We start from the raw sequence: 21,051 nt of genomic DNA on the forward strand, positions 1-21,051 counted from the left end.
GAGTGAGTCAAATGGGAGCGAAGAATCTTTTCGATTCGAAGCAAACCCTGCAGGTCGGCGGAAAGTCGTACACCTATTACCGCCTGGGCGCACTTGCGGACCAGGGCGTTGCAGATATTTCCCGCCTACCTATCTCTATTAAAATTTTGCTAGAAGCCGTACTGCGTCAATACGACGGCCGCGTGATCACGGAAGATCACGTTCGCCAGTTGGCCAATTGGAACGCCGAAAGCCCTGAGAAAACAGACGTTCCATTTAAACCTGCGCGCATTTTGTTGCAGGACTTCACCGGTGTCCCTGTCGTCGTCGACCTCGCTGCCCTGCGTTCTGCTATGCATCGGCTCGGCGGCAATCCGGACCGTATCAATCCGTTGATCCCGGTCGATCTCGTGATCGACCACTCGGTGCAAGTCGATGCATTCGGCTCGCGCGAAGCTCTCGAATTCAACATCAGCCGCGAGTTTGAGCGCAACGAAGAGCGCTACAAATTCCTTCGTTGGGCGCAAAAGGCGTTTGACAACTTCCGCGCCGTCCCGCCGGGAATGGGCATTGTGCACCAGGTCAACCTCGAATACCTGGCCCGCGTCGTACAGGAGCGTACGGTCGACGGCGAGCAAGTTGTCTTCCCAGACAGCTTGGTTGGCACCGATTCGCACACGACGATGATCAACGGCATTGGCGTGCTTGGCTGGGGTGTTGGTGGCATCGAAGCGGAAGCTTGCATGCTCGGCCAGCCGCTGTATCTGTTGCAGCCGGAAGTCATCGGCTTCAAGCTCACCGGTAAGTTGCCAGAAGGCGCAACAGCGACCGATCTCGCCCTCACAGTCGTCAACATGCTGCGCAAGAAGGGCGTCGTCGGTAAATTCGTCGAGTTCTACGGAGCTGGACTGTCGAATATCAGCTTGGCGGATCGCGCGACCATTGCCAACATGGGCCCAGAATACGGCGCGACGATGGGCTTCTTCCCCATTGATCAGGAAACGCTCGAGTATATGCGCAGCACAGGCCGCGACGAGTCCCTCATCGCCCTTGTCGAGGCATACGCCAAGGCGCAAGGCATGTTCCGCACGGACGATATGGTGGACCCCGTTTTCACGGATACCCTGCAGCTCGACTTGGGCGACGTTCAGCCTTCTTTGGCAGGTCCGAAGCGTCCGCAGGATAAAATCCTCTTGGCCGACATGAAGAAAACATTCGAAAACGGTCTGGTTAAGCCCGTGACTGAGGGCGGCTTTGGTGTTGCCGACGCGATCGATAAGACCGCCACGGTTCAGTATGAAGACGGCGCCAGCGCAGAATTGCACCAAGGCGCACTCGTCATTGCAGCCATCACCAGCTGTACCAACACCTCGAACCCATCTGTCATGATTGGCGCTGGCTTGGTCGCTAAGAAGGCCGCAGAGAAAGGCTTGACGACCCCTCGCTATGTCAAGACGTCGCTCGCACCTGGTTCACGCGTCGTCACGGACTATCTTGAGAAGGCCGGATTGCTCAAACCGCTTGCTGAACTCGGGTTTGATGTCGTCGGTTATGGATGCACGACCTGTATCGGAAACAGCGGTCCGCTGCCCGATGAAGTCAGTAAGGCAATTCAGGAGAACGACTTGCTGGTCTCGGCCGTGCTTTCGGGCAACCGCAACTTTGAAGGGCGCATTCACTCGTTGGTGCGTGCGAACTACTTGGCCTCGCCGCCGTTGGTTGTCGCATATGCGCTCGCTGGTACAGTCGATATCGACTTGACCAAAGAGCCGCTTGGCAAGGACAAAGATGGCAACGATGTATATCTGAAGGACATCTGGCCGACCAACGAAGAGGTACAGGAGACCATTCGCAAGGTCATCAGCCCCGAGCTGTTCCGCAAGGAATACGAGAGTGTATTCACGAACAATGATCGCTGGAATGCTTTGGACACACCGGACGGAGACCTCTATGTGTGGGATGAGCAATCGACCTACATCCAAGAACCGCCGTTCTTTGTCGGGCTCACGCCGGATGTTCCAGACATCGAAGAGATTCGCGGAGCGCGTGTACTCGCCTACCTTGGCGATTCGGTCACAACCGACCACATCTCGCCGGCTGGCAGCATCGCGCAAAGCAGCCCTGCTGGACAATATCTGAAGAGTCACGGCGTCGAGCCGTACGACTTCAACTCGTATGGGTCTCGCCGCGGCAACCATGAGGTTATGATGCGGGGTACGTTTGCCAACATCCGTATCCGCAACCGTGTGGCACCGGGCACGGAAGGCGGTTATACGACGTACTTCCCAACCAACGAAGTGATGCCGATTTACGATGCCGCCATGCAGTATCAGCAGAATGGCCAGTCGCTCGTCGTGATCGCAGGCAAAGAGTACGGTACGGGTTCGTCTCGTGACTGGGCGGCAAAAGGTACGTATCTGCTTGGCGTACGCGCCGTGATCGCGGAGAGCTTTGAACGTATTCACCGCAGTAACTTGGTCGGCATGGGTGTTCTGCCGCTCGAGTTCCAAGCCGGTGAGAGCGCGGAGAGCCTAGGTCTAACGGGCCGCGAAACGTTTAGCATCCTTGGTCTCAGCAACGACCTGCAACCACGTTCGACGGTCGACGTCAAAGTAGAGCGCGAAGACGGTTCTTCCTTCACATTTAAGGCGAACGTCCGTCTCGACAGCGATATCGAAGTCGAATACTACCGCAACGGCGGTATTTTGCAGACGGTTCTGCGCAACTTCGTTCGCGAAGAACAACAGGCGTAAAACCATACGTACTACGTATAACCAGACGGGGGACCCATACAAGGGTCCCCCGTTGATATATTGCATGAACAGCTTAACTCTGCACGTCACACAAAGCATACACGCGGGCCTCATATGGCCGCAAGCATGTGTCGGACAGCCCGTCGCGTGCAACGTCCGAATAGTTTGCGATGATGAGCCGAGCTGTTTGTCCCGCGAATAACTCCGGCACGTGAAACGATGTCCGCGTCTGCGCATGATTCAGGATGATGAGCCACACTTCATCCTCCCATTTCCTCGTATATACGTAAAGCGCTTCGTCCCCATCGGACAAGTCCACATAATCGCCGTAAATCATGATTGGATTTTGGCGTCTCAGTGAGATTAACTTCTGATAATAAGCAAAAATGGAATCCGGTCGTTCTCGATCGCGTTTCGTATTGATTTCCACGTAATTCGGATTGACCTTAATCCATGGCTCGCCTTTCGTAAAACCTGCATTCGGCGAATCGTCCCATTGCATGGGCGTGCGCGAGTTATCGCGTGCAAGCGGTGCAAGCTCAGCGAGAACTGCCTCTGGGCTACGCCCTTTTTTCACTTCCTCGCCGTATCGATTCATCAGCGCGATGTCCCGATAATCCTCGATGGACGGAAAGTGGACACCCGTCATCCCGATTTCTTCGCCTTGATACACATACGGAATGCCCGGTAAGGTGTGGATCATGGTTGCCAACAACTTGGCGGATTCCACTCGGTATTCGTCATCATCACCATATCGTGTAACCTGGCGTGTATGATCATGATTGTTTAAAAATTGAGAGTTCCAACCCCGCCCGTAAAACACCTCATGCCAGCGTTTTTGAATGGACTTGAAGCGCAGCATGTCCCACCCTGGCATCTCGTCACAGACTTGAAAATGGAACAACGTATGCAGTTCGCCCCGATCCTGCCCGACGTACTTCAGCCCCTCCTCAGGCGTGACGAACGGGATTTCACCCACCGTCATGACGTCATAATGCTTCAGAACGCGATCATGCATCTCCCGCAAATATTCGTGGATACCCGGATTGTTGGCGAGATAACTGATATCGGACGGGTTGTCTGCATCTGAGAACAGCGCAGGTTTGGCAAGAAGATTAATGGCATCCATCCGAAAACCGTCAATCCCTTTGTCTAACCAAAACTTCATCATGTCATATATCGCGTTGCGCACGTCCGTGTTTGCCCAGTTTAAATCGGGTTGCTCTGTTGCAAACGAGTGAAAATAATATTGACCGGTCACTTCGTCCCATTCCCAGGCCGATGGGGTAAAGTATGAACGCCAGTTATTTGGAGGCGCTCCATCCTTCCCATCGCGCCAAATATACCAGTCGCGCTTGGGATTGTGGCGCGAAGAACGGGACTCCAGAAACCACGGGTGAAGATTGGATGTATGATTGACGACCAAATCCATGATGAGCTTCATCCCGCGAGAGTGAACTTCATGAAGCAGCCTTTCCCATTGTTCCATGCTCCCTGCCTTTGGCATGATTTTGTAGTAATCGGATATGTCGTATCCATTATCACGATCCGGCGAATCATACACTGGGTTTAGCCAGATGACACCAACGCCAAGATCGGCCAAATAATCGAGTTTTTCGATCACGCCGCCCAAATCTCCAATGCCGTCGCCGTTCGTGTCCTTGAAACTGCGCCAATAGACCTGATATACAACGACTTCTTTCCACCATTCACGTTTCATGCTGTCCTCCGAGTATGCCGTTTCGTCATGTGCGATCGAGACAGGCTCATCCCTTCAACCCAGCGCTCGCGACCCCTTGAACGAACTGCCGCTGGAAGATGACAAAGATGATCATCATGGGCACTGTAAGCAATAGCATCCCCGCCATCACACTGTTCCAGTACGCGTTATACTGCCCATAGAACGAATTTAATCCTACCGGAAGTGTATACATGGAAGTCGTTTGTCCAATCAGCAAAGGCCACAAAAATGAGTTCCAGTTGCCCTGGAATGTCAAGATGGTTTGGGCCGCTAATAGTGGTTTTGACAAAGGCAGCATGATGCGAAAGAACATCCCCCAGTGACCTACGCCGTCGATCCGTGCAGCTTCTTCCAATTCCTTAGGTATTCCGAGGAAAAATTGACGCGAGAGAAATACCATTGTTGAACTGAGTAGAAACGGAATGGTCAATCCAGCATAGGAGTTGATCCACCCCAAGTTCACCAGGATGATGTAGATGGGAACGAGTACAACTTGGCCGGGAATCATCATAATCCCAAGAAACAGGTAAAACAGAAAACCACGTAATGGAAACTTCAACCGCGCAAAGGCGTATCCGGCAAAGGTGTTGACCACGAGATTGCCCACCGTCACGATGACCGCGACAACCAGGCTGTTCACGAACCATCTTGCAAACGGAAAGTCGTGCAGGATCGAAGCATAGCTCGATACGGTAAGGGTATGCCACGGGACAAGCAACTGAAATACTTCCGAGGTTGGTTTGAGAGATGTATACAGGGACCAGATAAACGGCAATAGGGAAACTAGCGCATAGGCAGTGGCCACCACGTACAGTCCAATACGCGCCCGTCTCCACTTTGTACCGCGCTCATGGATGGCCATCGTTAGGAATCCTCCCGTCCTAAGAACAGCTGTTGAATGAGTGTCAGCAACAAGATGATGGCGAACAACACGAATCCCATCGCCGATGCATAGCCCATTTGCATCGTGCGGAATCCCTTTTCAAACAAGTCGAGAACCACTGTCATTGTATCCTGCTGCGGCAGTGAACTATTGCCTGAGATGACATACACTAGGTCGAAGACCTGAAATGCCCCAATCATCCCAAGAACCATGACGAGAAATGTAGTCCGCTTGAGCATGGGCACGGTTACACTCAGCAGTGTTTGCCAGCCTTGTGCGCCGTCGATTGCGGCCGCTTCGTACAGCTCAGTCGGTATATCTTGCAATGCTGCTAGATAGATGATCATGAACTGTCCTGCTGTCGTCCAAATGGCTACGACCATGATGGCCGGAAGGGCGAACACCGGGCTGTTAAAGTAATCCGGCCCTTGAATATGCAACGTGAGAAACAACAGACGATTGAGCAATCCATTGGGTTGAAAGAGAAAACCGAAGATAACGGCGACCCCGACAGTCGACGTAATGGATGGCAGGTAGTAGATCACCCGAAACACGGTCTTGCCGCGAATGCGATTGACTACGACCGCAAGGAACAGGGCTAAAGCCGTCTGCACCGGAACTACAACCAACGCGTATACGGTTGTGTTCCAGAGCGCCCTTAGGAAGACAGGGTCTTGAAACAAGTGAATGTAATTTGTCAATCCGATGAAATGTGCATCCAGCGGATCAAGGTAGGAAAAATGCTTGAAACTCACGACAAATGCATACACGATGGGCCCAAGTAAAAAAACAAACAGTTCGACAAGTGCAGGTAGAATGAATAGATATCCCGCCAAAGCCTGATCGACATCGCTCCTTCGCCAGCGATAACGCCATACGCGACTTGGCTGTACCGAAACGGCCAAATGCACTTCCTCCTTTGCTTAAGTTCATCTGCCAAGCCACCAAGGGTGCGCCAAGGAGCGCGCACCCGGGTGGAAATACAGCGGTGGATCAATCGTTCATCTGCGAGTTGAGCGTTTGCTGGGCTTGGCTCAGGACCTGCGCCGCTGACTCCTTTTGGAGAATGCCTTGTTGTGTTGCATTGTTAATTGCGTCTAGGAAGTTCTGTCCAAGGGTGCCAAACTGGTAAGGAATAGCACCTTTGAGTCCATCGACGAATCCCTTGTATGAAGGATATTTTTTCAGGAATTCGCCCTGCTCGCTCGTTCGCGATGGGATGGCTAGTCCGGAGTCGGCTGTCATCTTCAGCGCTTGTTTGCCGGTCATAAAGAACAAGAGCTTGGCTGCTTCGGCCGGATGTTGTGTTGTGCGCGACATTTCGTACGCTACCGTAAAGAGCATGTTGGCGTCCTTCCCATTCAGAGACGGGAAATCTGCAATCCCGTACTTCAAATTCGGAGCGGTCTGTTGCATGGAGGGCACCAACCATGCCCCTTCCAAAGCCATCGCGGCCTTTCCTTGTGCAAACGGAATCCCGGCCCACGAACCGCCTTGATCCTGCGGAGTCACGAAGTTTTTCTCTTCCATCTCCTTCATGAACCATGTCAGTCCAGCATCATTGGCCTTATTCGTGAACGTAGCTTGATCTTTGGCTTCATTGTAGTAGCTGCCACCCATATCAGCGATGAATGGATAGTAGCGAGCGACGTCGATCGGCATATCCAACGGGACAATGCCCTTGGCCTTCAATTTGATAGCGTCTTGGTCAAATTCACTCCATGTTTTTGGAGGAGACTTGATACCTGCCTTTGCAAGTAACGCCGGATTATACTCAAGGGCCATTGTGTTCATATCTTTTGGGATACCGTAAATGTGACCCTTCCACGTAAATGCCTTCAACAGGTTGGATCGAAAATCAGATAAGTCAACATGGTTCTGTTTCACGTAACTGTCCAACGGCATGATAGCCCCCGACGCTTCGAGCGTTGGCGCATACGACGAATCGACATAGAAAATGTCCGGTGCGTTGTGTGCGGCGAGCATCGGCTGCAAGGCCTGTAGATAATTTCCGGTTATAACCTGAATACTCACCTTGATATTTGGATTCTGTTTCTCAAATGCTGCAACCTGGTTCTGTACCAGCGTCTTTTCCGCTGGGCTCGATGCCCACATGCCGAGAGTAAGATGGACAGGTGCCGAAGTTGAGGGGTTGCCGATATTACTGGATTGCGATGGAGCACCACAGCCGGTGACAGCGCCGATGCCGACCAGTGCCATGCAGGCCAAGCCAGCCACTTTTGTCTTCATACTCCCATTCCTCCTAAACTTGGTTTTGACCCCACCGATTGAAATCGCCCTTGCGTTTAGCATCAAACCAATCAAACATCCGTTTCTTGGCTGCCCATTGATTCAGGCTTTTGACATCACTCCCTTCATGGAAGTGAGTACATCAATGGTCAGACCTGTGGTATTCGCCAGGACCGACGCTTGCACCTCATCATCTGCTCGATACAGGGTGACACTGAACTTGCCCTGACCCACGCAGATGTCTTCAATCGTCAAACGATCGATTTCCCTTGGCAGATGCGGATGAAGGGTCATCCGCCCCGATGGTGCATCCGGCTCCATCCCTAACATTTGCTCCAACACGAACACCGGAACCGCTGCAGCCCAGGCTTGCGGCGAGCACGACACGGGGTACGGCACCGGTTTCTCGACCTCGTCGATGGCAAACCCACAGAATAGTTCCGGCAAGCGACGCTGTGCAAAACCATCCTGCGCCATGAGAAGGCCGCTGACGATCGGTTCCGCGAGTGCCCAACCACCATACTTTTGCATACCAGCAAGGATCAGACTCGTATCATGCGGCCAAACAGAACCATTGTGGTAACTCAGCGGGTTGTAGCTGACTTCCTCGGCAGAAAGTGTTCTTATCCCATACCCGCTGAATAAATCAGGCTCCAACATGCGCTTTGCAATGGACATGCCGATCTCAAGCGGTAGGATATCGCTCCAAAGCACCTGCCCCATATTGGATGAAGCAACGAGCAAAGGTTTCTTGCCGCCATCCAGCGCAAGCGCTAGCAAATTCTTCCCAGGGTCATAGAAGTGGTGGAGAAACGCCTGTTGCAATTCGTGAGCACGGTTGAAACAGCGGATCGACTCCGCGTCGTCGCCAAATAAGTCAAAAATCCGGGCCCAGTTGGTATACGCCTTATGAACGTAGGCTTGGACCTCGGCGAGCGCAATGGGTCCGGTGGCAAGCTGACCATGCACGTCCATCACAGAGTCTCCCGAGTCCTTCCAACCCTGATTGGCAATTCCTCCGTCAGATTCACACCAATATTCAACAAAGCCGTCACCATCGCGATCGCCATAGTGCTCGATCCACTCGAAGGCGCGCTTCACAGCAGGAAGCATCTCACGGACAAACGCGCGATCGCCCGACCACTGGAAATAATCGGCGAGCACCACGAGAAAAAGTGGTGTCGAGTCAATGCTCCCGAAGTAAGGGCTGAAGGGAAGCACATCCGTGCGACTCAATTCTCCGTCGCGCAATTCGTGCAGGATTTTCCCGGGTTGTTCATCGCGCCTAGGATTAACCTCCTTGCCCTGAAAATGAGCCAGAGTAGCAAGCGTTCCACGCGCGATATCCGGAGCTGCCATCATCATCTGGCGGGCCGCAATCAAACTGTCACGCCCGAACGGCACCGCATACCAAGGGACGCCTGCCACGAGGAATCGCCCATATCCGAAGTCGGTCAAGAGCATGCGAATGTCCTTAAGTCCCTGTGTATACCAGGCCGCGAACCTATCATCACCCGCTACGCGTGGCATTCGCGAGAACCATTCTTCGTACGAACGGTGCACATCGAGATGCACTCCTTTACTCCCGGAAACGTTTTCGGAGCTAAAGGACTGACTATTCGCCCGACTTGTATCGTCTATGGATGGCCGAGCCACAAGCGCCCATACCACGTGCCCATGAGCGGGTACGCATAGCGTAAACTCGCACTGCATGGCTGTATCGCGAAGAGGTGTCCATGAACATACAAAATCCCCTGCGAGGATCTCTACATCCGTCTTCATCTTTCTGCCATCCCGTGCAGTATAACTGTAGCTGCAAACGTTCCCTTGCACATCGACATGCACTTCCCGTTCAAACGGAGCTGCGAAGCCCCTGACTTCAAACATGTCGGCAAAATCGGCGTCGATCTCATACGATATCGCCATTTCGATGGGTGAACCCGAGTAATTGTGGATGATACCGCTTTCCTTGAAGACATGACCGTCCACAGTTTGTGAGCGCGTAACCAGGATACTCTCTCGCGGTATGTCGCCAGCCTGGACTGGAGGTCGATTGGTATACAAATAATGGTATTCATACCCTTCCTTCGACTCGCTCTCGAGCATCACGAGGGAATCCGGTTTGGTCACCCAGTTCAAGCGTGACAATAGACGCGTGTCACGCGTAAACAAACCGCTTCCCGAAACGTTTTCGGACTCACGCGCAGACATACCTTGTACATCTGATAGGTAAAATAGATCGTCTTCCTTAATGACATGAAAATTCATGCTCTTTTTTCTCCTCTCCCAGTCAGCCAGCCTTGGGCTTGGCTATGCGCTCTCCCGAACAACCAGTTCCGGTGGCAACAAGATTCCGGAAGGCTGCTCATCGTCCTGAAGCATGCGCACCAGCATGTCAGCAGCATCAGCGCCCATCGCATAGCGCGGCTGAGCCACAGTCGTCAATGCTGGAGTTACGAATTTGCCCAATTCAATATTGTCGAAACCAATAATCGCAAGGTCATCTGGAATGCGAATTCCGCATGCCTTGCAGTGCTGAATGCCACCTATGGCCATCAAATCGCTGGCAAAAAACACCGCATCCGTTTCAGGACATCTCTCCAAAAGCTCAGCAAGCGCCTTGGCGCCACCTTCTATCGTGAAATCGGCATGAAGGATGGAATCACGGCTATACGGCATGCCACAGCCCCGCATGGCGGTTTCAAATCCCCGTAACCGCTCAATGCTGACCGCCGCCTGGGAATACCCATTGATAAACCCAATGTGCTGACGCCCCGTATTCGCCAAATGCCGAATCGCGTAGCGCACACCGTTGACGTTGTCCGTCATCACATAGCCACAATGCCGGCTTAAGAGCGGCAGATCGATCACGACGCTCGGCAGTGTTGATTCGACAACCTCTTCGACGTACGGGTCATCCAAACGGATGCCCATAACGACAACACCTTCCAAGCTGCGCTCGCGGCAAAAATCAACATAACTGATGAGTTGTTGGCGAGCGGTGTTGGTACTCACCAATGTCACGTCATAACCGTACTCAGCGAGTTTGTCGTGGACACCCACCAGCACATCGTACATAAAGTGGTGACCACCGCGATTAAAATCTGACACGAGCAACCCGATGTTACGACTTTTTTGCAAGACCAGGCTGCGTGCGACATGACTTGGACGATAGTTCAGTTTTTTTGCGACCTCAAGCACACGCCGACGAGTCTCCTCCCCCACGTCATCGCCACCGTTCAATGCTCGGGAAACTGTCGTAATCGAAACACCGGCAGCCCTTGCCACGTCGCGAATGGTGACGGTCATGGCGGATTCCCCTTTCCCCAATCAACTGAAACGTTTTCAATGATTCCACGAAATAGTTCAGGATGAAGTTCTCTCAATATCCCTTGCGATTGCCCATATCGTACCCGAAAACGTTTCGGATCGCAAGTGCCACGTCCAACGCTTACATCCTACAGACCACACTGGTGCCCATTGAACAAAGACGGGCGCCCCCAAAAAGAAGGCGCCCACATGTTGATTCCAGCTTACAGGGCCGACTTCAAGATTTGATACACGTCATCCTTGCCAAGCTTCTTGAAGTTTCCGATCTCGCCAAAGCGAACCGCCTGGCTTGCCATCCGCTCCAACTGCTCATCGCCAATTTCGTAGTCGGCCAAGCGCTGCGGGGCGCCGATCGACTGATAGAACGCGCGGACCTGCGCGATCGCGATATCGGCTAGCTCCGCGTCCGTCTTGCCACCGCCATCAACGCCAAAGACATGTTTGGCCAGCGATGCAAAACGGCTTGGATTCGCGCTTTTCACGTGCTCCATCCAATGCGGGAAGACAATCGCCAACCCACCGCCGTGCGGGATGTCATAAATGGCGCTGATCTCGTGTTCAATTGCGTGACATGCCCAGTCTCCTCTGATACCCATGGAGATCATTCCGTTCAGGGCCATTGTGCTGCAATACATCATCGTCTCACGAGCATCGTAGTCATTCGGATTTTCCACGGCCGTTTTTGCATGTTCGACAATGGTTCGCATAACGGCTTCAATCAAGTGCTGCTGTAACGGCGTATGACGCGTTGGGTGGAAGTAATGTTCAAAGCAATGGGCGAGCATGTCGCAGATACCATAGACCGTCTGATCCCGAGGAACCGTGTATGTGTTCTCCGGATCGCAGAAGGAAAAGACCGGGAACGTGTACGGCGAACCGCCGCCCAGTTTTTCTTTCGTTTCCCAGTTGGTAATGACACCGCCAGAGTTCATTTCTGAACCAGTTGCGGCAAGCGTCAAAATGGTGCCGAGCGGCAGTGCGCCGGTGGCTTTCCCCTTGCGCTGATAAATGTCCCACACATCGCCATCATACTTGACGCCCATCGCGATGGCTTTGCCACAGTCGAGAACGGATCCTCCGCCAACCGCCAAAATCAGGTCGACGTTGTTCTCACGACAAATGTCTATGCCTTTATGTACAGTGGATAAGCGCGGATTGGGCTCAACCCCTGACAATTCAAAAAGACGTACACCCGCGTTTTGAAGGATACTGACGACCTTATCGTAAAGACCATTGCGCTTAATGCTTCCACCGCCGTAAAGCAAAAGCACTCGTTTACCGATTTTTGTAACTTCATCCGCCAGGTGCTTCTCTATTTGACCCTTGCCGTAGTACAGCGTGGTCGGATTGTAAAAACGAAATGCGTCCACTTGTATGACTCCTTTCCCAAGTCAGGACTCCTGCAGCTTCACTAAACACTTGATAGCCGCTCTCACATTGTAACAAGGAGGCGAAGAATCGCCAAATGTGACTGATCTTCTACTTCACGCAAGTTTCGAATACACATGGTTTGTCCAGAACGACGGAGGTGAGCGCGCATGGGCTTCTTGGCCGCTCTTGGCAGCGCAATCTGCTACGCGTTATCTTACTGCTTTTTGCGCAAAGGTCAGGCTGAATCATCTCCTCCTGACTATGGGCTGCTTCCGATTCTCATCATGAGCTCTGTATCGCTCACCGGTGTCACAGCCGTGGAAGCCATGCTCGGCGGCAGCCTGTTTGAACCGAAATCCAACCAGCTTGTGTCCGTGCTGTGGGCAACTTGTTCCGGCATCCTTGGCACGTTTACAGGGCGCATGCTGCTTTATCGCGCTGTCCACCAACTTGGCGCCGTACGCGGCGTTGTGCTCAAGGGCATCAGTCCTGTGGCAACCATGTCCGTTGCGGCACTCGCGCTTGGCGAAGATCCGTCATTCGACGATGGTCTTGGACTTTGCGGTGTCTTTGGTTCCATTCTATTGCTCGTCATCGAAAGCCGAATGCGCAAACAGCGCACATCCCGGTTTGCGTTTCACAGTGCTGCCGCCATTGGCGTGGCAGCGGCATGTATTCAAGGTGTCGGCCACGTCTTTCGGCAATTGAGCGTGCAGACGGGTCTGTCACCGCTTCCCGCGGCTGCCATCGATCTGTGTGCAGCCACCTCGATGTACGCCATATGGCTGCTTTGCCGTGGTACTTTGTGGCCACTTTTACAATGGTACGGCCAACACCTGAACATCTGGCTCGCTGTCGCCGGTTGGTGTTCCGCCACAGGTGTCTTTTTGTTCTTTTTGGCCGCCGATCACGCCTCCGTATCGACCGTTGCTATCCTTGCCGCATCCGAACCTGTCTTTGTCGCTTTATTCTCCGCTGCCTTTCTCGCCCGACTGGAACGTTTATCCTGGTGGAGTGGCGCCGCCGCGCTGCTCATTGGCTTCAGTGCGATGATGCTCGTGATGGGTTAAATCATCCACCTGCAAATGACACTAGGGCTTGCGGTCGGCATCATCATTCCCTACACTGGAATGACTCATGATACCGGAGGATTTCGCATGTACGACGTCATCGTGATTGGCGGCGGCCCGGCAGGACTGATGGCCGCCATTTCAGCGCGCGAATATGGTGCCCGTGTCATGCTCATCGAAAAGGGGAATCGGCTCGGCCGCAAGCTCGCCATCTCTGGCGGCGGCCGCTGCAACGTCACCAATGCCAAACCATTGCCCGAATTGATGGAAAACATACCAGGCAACGCGAAGTTTCTATACTCGGCACTAAGTCAGTTTTCCAATCAGGACATTATGCACTTTTTTGAACAACTTGGAATTGGGTTGAAAGAAGAAGATCGAGGCCGTGTCTTTCCCGTCTCAAACGACGCAAAAACTGTCGTGAAGGCGGTGGTGGATCGTATGTATTCCCTAGGGGTCGAAGTGCTTTTGGATACTCCCGTTTCCCGCATACTGGCCAAGGACGGGCAATTCTCAGGCATTCGTTTGGCTCGAGGGCAAACCCTCACTGCGTCGGCTGCCGTGATCGCTACTGGCGGGTGCAGCGTGCCCCAAACGGGAAGCACCGGTGACGCCTACGCATGGGCAAAATCCGTTGGACATCACATCGTCGATCCCTATCCTACGGAAGTGCCCCTCCGCTCAGATGAGCCATGGATTGTCTCGCGAAAGCTGCAGGGGCTGTCCCTGTATGGAATTGAAATCAGCATCTGGACGGGCAAGGGCAAGCGCCTGACAACCGAGAGTGGGGATTTGTTGTTCACCCACTTCGGCCTGAGCGGTCCCGCGGCACTCCGTTGCAGTCACTACGTTTCAACCGCCAAAAGGCGCGATCCGAACATCGACCTGCAGGCAACCATCGACCTGTTGCCCACTACAACGCAAGATGAATGGTTGCAAAGCTTGCAGGACGATCGCGCCCGACATCCGCGGCGAGCCATGGGAACAGAGCTCGAGCTCGCCTTTCCGGAACGATTGGCTGCTTATATCGCCGACGTTGCGCGCGTGCCACGCGACCTGCAGTTGGCTCACCTGACACGCGTGCAGATGAACAAACTTGGGCAGACTATCAAACGATGTCCGGTTCACGTGACAGGGACCTTGCCACTCGAGAAGGCCACCGTCACGGGTGGCGGCGTAAGTGTAAAAGAGATCGATCCAAAGACCATGCAGTCAAAATTGTGTCGTGGCTTGTTTTTTGCCGGAGAAGTGATGGATGTACACGCACATACAGGGGGATACAACATTACCGTGGCGTTTTCAACCGGGCGTCTGGCGGGAAAATCAGCCGCCTTTCAGGTGCGTTCCGCGCAGGCACCAGTCAGCGCCGACACGACCGCCGGCGCCGACTCATAGCCCAAGACACAATGGGGCGTTGTGCGAGTCAAAACCACTAGATTTGCTCGTCCTGCACGGATGCTCCATATTCACCGCCGAGCTTGCGCGCGTACTTGCCGTTCGCCGGGTTTCCGTATCGGTGCTCCTCGTCCAACCGGGCGCCACGGCGCATGGCCGCGCTCGCCTCGGCGCTCATGACTGGCCCAGACGCTTCATCGCCGCGCCCAATCGACTTTCGTCGCGATGGCATGAGTAACGCCTCCTTTGCAAGTCGATCGCGTTCTCAGGTTTCCCGAACTCGCGACCATAAAACACGGAAGGTTTTCGAAACGGAGGCATCATCTGATGGCAGACACTCACCCGACCCTGATCCTGGCGTCTGGATCGCCCCGCCGCCGTCAATTGCTCGCCATGCTCGGCGTGGAGTTCGACGTGGTGGTCAGTCGAGTCGACGAGGCAATCGCACCAGGCACAGCGGCACCGGATGCGGTGAAACAGTTGGCCCGGCGCAAGGCAAACGCGGTTTGGCTGCAGAGACAGAAGGCCGACGAAGTCATCGTTGCGGCAGATACAGTCGTTGTAATGGATGGCCGCATCGTCGGCAAGCCTGCATCCAGACAGGAAGCCCTGCAAACGCTCCTCTCCCTCGCCGGCAAGACACACGACGTGTATACAGGCGTCTGTGTTCGTGCCGGTGAACGGTCGATGGTCGAGTTTGCACATACCACTGTCACCATGCGATCGCGCGATGAAAACTGGATGCAGTGGTACGTTGCGACCGGCGAACCGTTGGATAAGGCCGGATCGTACGCGATTCAGGGGTACGGAAGCCTGTTGGTGCAGGCGATAACAGGTGACTACTACAACGTGGTGGGACTGCCCTTGGGATTGCTCGACGAATTGATGACCAACATCGGGCATCCGCTTCGAACCTTTATGCCTGCGAACCAAGGGCAATCCTAAAGCAAGTCACACGTGCTATCTCGCCCGCGCAATCACGCCGTTATGTGTCTTGATATAGCCGTGGCGAAGAATGTTGAATCCGTTTTCATACATGTACAAACCCATCTGTTGGACAGACATTAACTCGCGATACGTGTAGTTCATGGCCTCGCCCATGATGTGATAAAACAGCCTCGTCTTCCAACTATGGTGCGGCGTCGTGAGAATCGCGTAACCACCCGGTTTGAGAAACTTGCGATGCCATTCGAGACATTCGGGTTTGTATTCGTCTGGAAAGTGTTCAAGCAAACCCACACTGATGACGATGTCAAACTCATGGCGAAACGGTAATTGCCGAATATCCGACACCAGATACGCGAGGTTCATGTCTCCCTTATACCATGCACATGGACTGCCGGTCTTCGGATTGACGCCGAGAAACGGATAATCCTCGGGAAACTCCCCAAACCGATGAGTTTGGCAGAACGCATCGTAGTCGACGAGTACAGCTTCGCCGCCGGGGTACATGGCGAATAGCTGCATGGCTTCATAACCTTCGGCAGCGCCCAAGAACAGAATCCGCGGTCGATTCACATCAAGTCCCCGAAACAGCGCACGCTTGCCGCGTGGATCCCAAATCGTATCCGTTAGGCGATGGGCTGTGTTCCACAAAGCGATTTGTTGCAGATCCCCCAGGAGACTTCCTATCTCTGCGCCCCGAAAGCCTAAGATGGCACGAGCAAATTGTCCAACCATTCGCCTTTGTTCATGCGGCACATCTTTGACGAACCAACTGTGAAAAGAACGGTTAAACATTTCCCAAGATGTCTGAATCGGCATTCGATCCCCATTCTGCTCCTCCCACACCCGCTTTCCGCTCGCATAATTCTCTACGCGAAAAGGCCGACCAACGTCCTTCCACGTGACCACCGACCAGTCGCGAATGGGATTCTCGACAATAAATCGATCCAACTTGGCCATGTCGGGTGAACGCAGGTCATAGCGGAACGAAGGGCCAAGGCGAGTTTGGCCGAGATCCATCCGATGTTGTGCAGCACCGTTTTGCTCGGTTTGGGCAGCTTCAGGTGGTTTCTCGAAGCCATTCTTCGTCGTTCCGGTGCTCATTCAATTCATCCCCTCTACAAGTGCAGATAAGATAGGGGTATCCCGCATGTTCGCCATTGCGATCCGTAACATACGGCGTTGCACTTCAATCCGTAGGCGAAATGACCGATATGGAGTCCTATACGTGTTTTGTAGAGCCTTTATGTCTGTCCGCATGAGAGTACATGAAAAAGCAGACGAGGTTATCCCCGCCTGCCACGCGCAAATACTTGTTCCGTCGCCCACTCGAGCGCACCGCTCAAGTCGTCGATCAAATCCCCGATGTGTTCAATGCCCACAGACAGCCGCAGCAATTTATCGGTAACGCCCACAGCGTTGCGAATCGCTTCCGGTATATCCGCATGTGTCTGCCGCGTCGGGTAGGTCATGAGCGACTCGACCCCGCCGAGGCTTTCGGCAAATGTGATGACTTTCAGATGTTCTAACACGTAAGGAACCATGCGCGCATCAACGACTTCGAATGAAACCATTCCCCCAAAACCGCTCGCCTGTTTCGCGCAGGTGGCCTTACCTGGGTGATGATCGAGGCCTGGGAAATACACCCTCGCAATATCGTCGCGCGCGTCCAGCCAGGCCGCGATCGCGTTCGCATTCATGGCGGAACGCTCCATTCGCAAGGCCAAGGTCTTCATGCCGCGCACAAGCAGCCAGGAATCGTGTGGCGACAGTACAGCTCCGATAGAATTTTGGATAAAATATAGCCGCTCCGCCACGTCTTCGGACTTTGCCACGACGAGACCAGCCAAGACGTCGTTATGCCCTCCCAGAAACTTCGTCGCCGAGTGGACGACGATGTCGGCTCCCCATTCAATCGGCCGTTGAAAATACGGCGTCATAAATGTATTGTCGACAATGCACAGCCAGCCACGGGCCTTCGCAAGGCTGCTACAAGCCGCAAGATCCGTGATTTGCATCGTTGGATTGGTCGGCGTCTCGATAAAAATCGCTTTCGTGTTCGGCGTTGCAGCCGCCTCGACAGCAGCGAGATCGCCCGTGTGCACATACGTAGCCGTAATGCCGATGGGCTTGAGAATCTGTTCAAGCACGCGGTACGTGCCGCCGTAGAGATCACTGGAGACAATGACGTGATCCGACGGAGTCAGCAGGGAAAACACGGCATGAACAGCCGCCATTCCGGAAGCGAACGCAAACCCTCGGACGCCCGACTCCAGTTCCGCAATCGCATCCTCGACAATTTTACGCGTAGGGTTCAGGGTACGTGTATAGTCGAAACCGGTGCTTTGGCCGAGCGCCGGGTGAGCGTACGTCGTCGATTGGTGAATGGGCGGTGAAATCGCGCCTGTTACCGGATCCTTGCGATTGCCGATTTGCGCGAGCTTTGATTCAATTTTCAATATGGAAGCACTCCCTTCTCGCCCAACGAGAACAAACGATAGACAAAATGTACAGAGTGCACGGACGGACGTCAAGAATTCTTGATCAAGGCCGTTGTATTAGATGCCCACAGCCGTCACACTCCATGAGAGGGGATCGAATCGATAGTGAAGTTCTGGACGTTGTCTATACTCGCCTGTGGCCTCATCGCCATTTCCCTCTCCGCCATCTTCATCGAGTGGTCCGACGCGCCAGCGAGCGTCATCGGCATGTACCGGCTGCTGATGGCGACGGTGGTCATCCTGCCACTTGCTTGGCGCGAACGCTCACAAGTCGTCCATCTATCGTGGCAATCAGCAGCTTGGCTCGCCGTAAGCGGCCTCTGCTTGGGCCTGCACTTTTTATTCTGGATTCAATCGCTCAAGGAGACGAGCGTCGCCTCGTCACTCATCATGCTTGCCCTCGAGCCACTGTTTGTCATGGTGGGCGAATGGATATGCTTGCGCTCCCGGATCGAACGAGCCGATGTCCTTGCGATGGCGATCGCGATAGTCGGCGCATGCATAGTCGCAGTCGCGGACGCCGGGCATCAAGGGAACAACATAGCCGGCGATAGCTTGTCCCTGCTCGGCACCATAGCCGTGTCGGCCTATGTGCTTGTCGGCAGCCGCGCGCGCAAAACCCTGTCGCCGTGGCTGTATAACAGCATCGTCTTTGCCATCGCAGGCGGCGTTCTGGCCTTGGTCAACACGGTCACGGGCGTTCGTTTTGCGCCCTACTCCCTGCATAACTGGATCATGTTTGCGCTTTTGGCATGCGTCTCCACCGTTCTTGGCCATGGCCTGTTCAACCTGTTGCTCAACCGCCTGCCACCAACCACCATCGCCATGACTGTCGTCGGTGAACCGATTGTCGCCACGCTGCTTGCAGCCAGTCTGCTTGGCCAACCTGTCGGCTTAACAACAGGACTTGGCGGTGCCATTTGCCTGACGGGAGTCGCCTGGCACCTTTGGCGATCAGCGCACAAATCCAACGATCATGCAAATCCAACCGGCAAGAAAACAGAGCCCGCCAATCGGCGTGATCGCGCCGAAAGCCTTGACGCCGCTGATACTTAATACGTACAGGCTGCCGGAGAATAGAATGATGCCGATGGCGAACAGCCAGCCGGCCCAGTGCATGGCGCGGCCACCGATACCAAGGTGCAACAACACGCCAACGGCAAGCAATGCCAAGGCGTGATACATTTGATACTGATCTCCCGTATGATACACGTTCAGCATCTCCGCCGACATCCGATCCGCCATCACATGGGCGCCGAAGGCCCCGATGGCGACAGACAGAAATGCGAATACAGCTCCCGCGATCGCGAAACCCATGCAAACTCCTCCTTATTCCGTAAAGACGGGCGGCCGCCGATGGGACGTGGCCTGCTCAAAATCGTAGGCAAGCTCGAAAAGTTTCCGCTCCGAGAATGCCCCTGACGTCAGCGTGAGGCCGACAGGTTTTCCGGCATTCGTATAACCTGCAGGTATCGTGATGGACGGATAGCCTGCTTTGGCAGCAATTGCAGCACCGAGGTTGTTCGCAAACGCAATGGCATCGAGCCCATGATCGGCGCATGCCTTGTCGATGCCGTTTGTCCTTGCCGTGTGGAGATCGGCCAAGCGCGCGCGAATGTACGAACCATCGGCGAGCCTGTCCCCGGCACGGGCGGCTGCCATTTCAAAGATGGCTTGGCCATAGCGCAACGCCTTGTCCGCGTGGCGGGAGTTGAAGGCCATCACATCGGCCAGCGAATGAACCGGCAGCCACGGCTCCACGGAGGCTAGATACGCGTTGAGCGCGACCGGGAATTCCTCGATCAGCACGTCGATCCCGCCTGCAAACGCAGTCGGCAACGCACATTCGACAAGGGTTCCACCCAGCCGTTCGAGATCGGCCAAGGCCTTACGATACACGATCTGTTCATCGTCTTCTAACTCGTTGTCGTAATCGCGCGGCACGCCAATGCGCGCGCCCCGAAGCGCCCCCTGACTGAGGTTCGACCATTGGGCGTGCGAAGGGATATGGACGCCTAGTGTTGCAACATCCCTCGCGTCCGCTCCGGCCATGACAGCGAGCAAAAGCGCCGCGTCCGCCACGCTGCGCGTCATCGGCCCGGCTGTGTCTTGACTCATGGCAATGGGAATGATGCCACGGCGGCTAACCAGTCCAACCGTCGGCTTAACACCGACAAGGCTGTTACTGCTTGCCGGACTGAGAATCGAGCCACTGGTTTCCGTCCCAATCGCGGCTGGGGCAAACCCTGCCGCCACCCCAGCACCTGATCCCGCACTCGAGCCGCCGACATCGAACACTCCAGGTCCGTACGGATTTTGCGTCTGACCCCCGCGCGAGGAATAACCATTGGGCATGCGATCACTCAGGAAGTTCGCCCACTCCGTCAGATTTGCCTTGCCGATGATGATGGCCCCTTGCTCACGCAATCTGCGCACAACCGTTGCATCCTCCTTGGCGCGATGGCCAGAAAGTGCAATTGACCCCGCGGTCGTTTGCATGGTGTCTGCCGTGTCGAGGTTGTCCTTGACGAGAATCGGGATTCCATGCAACGGTCCGCGCCAATATCCCTTGGCGGCCTCGCGATCGAGCGCCTCGGCCAGCAGCAGGGCTTCCGCGTTGACTTCGATCACGGCGCGAATGCCCTTTCCTTCCACGTTGTGTGCCGCAATTTGCTCCAGATGAGCCGTGACGATCTCAGCCGCAGACAATGCGCGAGATCGCAACTTGCCCATCAGTTCGGTGATGGTCCATGTCAATACGCTTGGCATATGCGCTCCTCCATCCGGCTGACCCATGCTGAGCAATGGCAATCAGTACGTCTCTGCGCTATTG

General features: G+C 54.4%; 17 protein-coding genes. 5 read left to right on the top strand and 12 right to left on the bottom strand.

Annotated elements, in window-relative coordinates:
• Positions 1-11: 11 nt before the first annotated feature.
• Complete coding sequence (gene acnA / locus C7445_RS05695; protein ID WP_134159084.1) at positions 12-2,732, top strand: aconitate hydratase AcnA; 2,721 nt, start codon at positions 12-14, stop codon at positions 2,730-2,732.
• A 73-nt stretch (positions 2,733-2,805) separates the two neighbouring features.
• On the opposite strand, the gene C7445_RS05700 is transcribed toward acnA, so the two are convergent.
• The 7 genes from C7445_RS05700 to C7445_RS05730 all read right to left on the bottom strand — a co-directional run bounded on the left by C7445_RS05700 (position 2,806) and on the right by C7445_RS05730 (position 12,306).
• The gene (locus tag C7445_RS05700; RefSeq protein WP_134159085.1) at positions 2,806-4,452 is read right to left on the bottom strand and encodes a glycoside hydrolase family 13 protein; all 1,647 of its coding nucleotides are present in this window, start codon (positions 4,450-4,452) and stop codon (positions 2,806-2,808) included.
• 46 nt (positions 4,453-4,498) lie between these two features.
• Positions 4,499-5,335 carry a carbohydrate ABC transporter permease gene (locus C7445_RS05705; RefSeq protein WP_134159086.1) on the bottom strand — a complete coding sequence of 279 codons (837 nt, stop codon included), beginning with the start codon at positions 5,333-5,335 and terminating at the stop codon, positions 4,499-4,501.
• Positions 5,336-5,337: 2 nt separating this feature from the next.
• Positions 5,338-6,261 (bottom strand): carbohydrate ABC transporter permease, encoded by a 924-nt coding sequence (locus tag C7445_RS05710; protein WP_134159087.1) that lies wholly within the window; start codon positions 6,259-6,261, stop codon positions 5,338-5,340.
• A gap of 88 nt (positions 6,262-6,349) precedes the next feature.
• Entirely contained in the window at positions 6,350-7,606 is a 1,257-nt protein-coding gene (locus C7445_RS05715; protein ID WP_134159088.1) for an ABC transporter substrate-binding protein, read from the bottom strand.
• A gap of 102 nt (positions 7,607-7,708) precedes the next feature.
• On the bottom strand, positions 7,709-9,874 hold the full coding sequence (locus C7445_RS05720) for an amylo-alpha-1,6-glucosidase (protein ID WP_134159089.1): 2,166 nt from the start codon (positions 9,872-9,874) through the stop codon (positions 7,709-7,711).
• A gap of 42 nt (positions 9,875-9,916) precedes the next feature.
• On the bottom strand, positions 9,917-10,915 hold the full coding sequence (locus tag C7445_RS05725) for a LacI family DNA-binding transcriptional regulator (RefSeq protein ID WP_134159090.1): 999 nt from the start codon (positions 10,913-10,915) through the stop codon (positions 9,917-9,919).
• 224 nt (positions 10,916-11,139) lie between these two features.
• Positions 11,140-12,306 carry an iron-containing alcohol dehydrogenase gene (locus C7445_RS05730; RefSeq protein ID WP_134159091.1) on the bottom strand — a complete coding sequence of 389 codons (1,167 nt, stop codon included), beginning with the start codon at positions 12,304-12,306 and terminating at the stop codon, positions 11,140-11,142.
• 168 nt (positions 12,307-12,474) lie between these two features.
• On the opposite strand from C7445_RS05730, the gene C7445_RS05735 reads away from it, so the two are divergent.
• Together C7445_RS05735 and C7445_RS05740 are read left to right on the top strand one after the other, a co-directional pair.
• Complete coding sequence (locus tag C7445_RS05735; protein WP_134159092.1) at positions 12,475-13,377, top strand: DMT family transporter; 903 nt, start codon at positions 12,475-12,477, stop codon at positions 13,375-13,377.
• Between the two features lie 87 nt (positions 13,378-13,464).
• Positions 13,465-14,772: a BaiN/RdsA family NAD(P)/FAD-dependent oxidoreductase gene (locus C7445_RS05740; protein WP_134159093.1), complete on the top strand. Its 1,308-nt coding sequence runs from the start codon at positions 13,465-13,467 to the stop codon at positions 14,770-14,772.
• A 37-nt stretch (positions 14,773-14,809) separates the two neighbouring features.
• Here C7445_RS05740 and C7445_RS05745 read toward each other — a convergent pair whose 3' ends face one another.
• Complete coding sequence (locus tag C7445_RS05745) at positions 14,810-15,004, bottom strand: hypothetical protein (RefSeq protein ID WP_134159094.1); 195 nt, start codon at positions 15,002-15,004, stop codon at positions 14,810-14,812.
• A 95-nt stretch (positions 15,005-15,099) separates the two neighbouring features.
• Between C7445_RS05745 and C7445_RS05750 the strand changes: the two genes are divergently transcribed.
• Positions 15,100-15,717, top strand: a complete 618-nt coding sequence (locus C7445_RS05750) for a Maf family protein (RefSeq protein ID WP_134159095.1) — start codon at positions 15,100-15,102, stop codon at positions 15,715-15,717.
• Between the two features lie 15 nt (positions 15,718-15,732).
• Here the strand turns inward: C7445_RS05750 and C7445_RS05755 are convergent, their stop codons facing one another.
• Together C7445_RS05755 and C7445_RS05760 are read right to left on the bottom strand one after the other, a co-directional pair.
• Positions 15,733-16,737, bottom strand: a complete 1,005-nt coding sequence (locus tag C7445_RS05755; protein ID WP_424922989.1) for a class I SAM-dependent methyltransferase — start codon at positions 16,735-16,737, stop codon at positions 15,733-15,735.
• Between the two features lie 266 nt (positions 16,738-17,003).
• Positions 17,004-18,176 (bottom strand): aminotransferase class I/II-fold pyridoxal phosphate-dependent enzyme, encoded by a 1,173-nt coding sequence (locus C7445_RS05760; RefSeq protein ID WP_134159097.1) that lies wholly within the window; start codon positions 18,174-18,176, stop codon positions 17,004-17,006.
• A gap of 147 nt (positions 18,177-18,323) precedes the next feature.
• Here C7445_RS05760 and C7445_RS05765 point away from each other — a divergent pair, with 147 nt between their 5' ends.
• Entirely contained in the window at positions 18,324-19,274 is a 951-nt protein-coding gene (locus C7445_RS05765; protein ID WP_134159098.1) for a DMT family transporter, read from the top strand.
• On the opposite strand, the gene C7445_RS05770 is transcribed toward C7445_RS05765, so the two are convergent.
• Both C7445_RS05770 and C7445_RS05775 read right to left on the bottom strand, forming a co-directional pair.
• Positions 19,173-19,535 carry a DUF423 domain-containing protein gene (locus C7445_RS05770; protein ID WP_134159099.1) on the bottom strand — a complete coding sequence of 121 codons (363 nt, stop codon included), beginning with the start codon at positions 19,533-19,535 and terminating at the stop codon, positions 19,173-19,175. The two genes, C7445_RS05765 and C7445_RS05770, sit on opposite strands and share 102 nt — an antisense overlap.
• A 12-nt stretch (positions 19,536-19,547) precedes the next feature.
• Positions 19,548-20,987 (bottom strand): amidase family protein, encoded by a 1,440-nt coding sequence (locus C7445_RS05775; protein ID WP_134159100.1) that lies wholly within the window; start codon positions 20,985-20,987, stop codon positions 19,548-19,550.
• Between the last annotated feature and the right edge of the window lie 64 nt (positions 20,988-21,051).

The sequence above is a fragment of the Alicyclobacillus sacchari genome (assembly GCF_004366795.1).
GTDB classification, from domain to species: domain Bacteria; phylum Bacillota; class Bacilli; order Alicyclobacillales; family Alicyclobacillaceae; genus Alicyclobacillus; species Alicyclobacillus sacchari.

Coding starts and splice junctions, on each gene's coding strand:
- acnA (WP_134159084.1), top strand. CDS start 12: ATGGGAGCGAAGAATCTTTTCGATTCGAAGCAAACCCTGCAGGTCGGC.
- C7445_RS05700 (WP_134159085.1), bottom strand. CDS start 4,452: ATGAAACGTGAATGGTGGAAAGAAGTCGTTGTATATCAGGTCTATTGG.
- C7445_RS05705 (WP_134159086.1), bottom strand. CDS start 5,335: ATGGCCATCCATGAGCGCGGTACAAAGTGGAGACGGGCGCGTATTGGA.
- C7445_RS05715 (WP_134159088.1), bottom strand. CDS start 7,606: ATGAAGACAAAAGTGGCTGGCTTGGCCTGCATGGCACTGGTCGGCATC.
- C7445_RS05720 (WP_134159089.1), bottom strand. CDS start 9,874: ATGAATTTTCATGTCATTAAGGAAGACGATCTATTTTACCTATCAGAT.
- C7445_RS05725 (WP_134159090.1), bottom strand. CDS start 10,915: ATGACCGTCACCATTCGCGACGTGGCAAGGGCTGCCGGTGTTTCGATT.
- C7445_RS05735 (WP_134159092.1), top strand. CDS start 12,475: ATGGGCTTCTTGGCCGCTCTTGGCAGCGCAATCTGCTACGCGTTATCT.
- C7445_RS05740 (WP_134159093.1), top strand. CDS start 13,465: ATGTACGACGTCATCGTGATTGGCGGCGGCCCGGCAGGACTGATGGCC.
- C7445_RS05745 (WP_134159094.1), bottom strand. CDS start 15,004: ATGCCATCGCGACGAAAGTCGATTGGGCGCGGCGATGAAGCGTCTGGG.
- C7445_RS05750 (WP_134159095.1), top strand. CDS start 15,100: ATGGCAGACACTCACCCGACCCTGATCCTGGCGTCTGGATCGCCCCGC.
- C7445_RS05755 (WP_424922989.1), bottom strand. CDS start 16,737: ATGGATCTCGGCCAAACTCGCCTTGGCCCTTCGTTCCGCTATGACCTG.
- C7445_RS05770 (WP_134159099.1), bottom strand. CDS start 19,535: ATGGGTTTCGCGATCGCGGGAGCTGTATTCGCATTTCTGTCTGTCGCC.
- C7445_RS05775 (WP_134159100.1), bottom strand. CDS start 20,987: ATGCCAAGCGTATTGACATGGACCATCACCGAACTGATGGGCAAGTTG.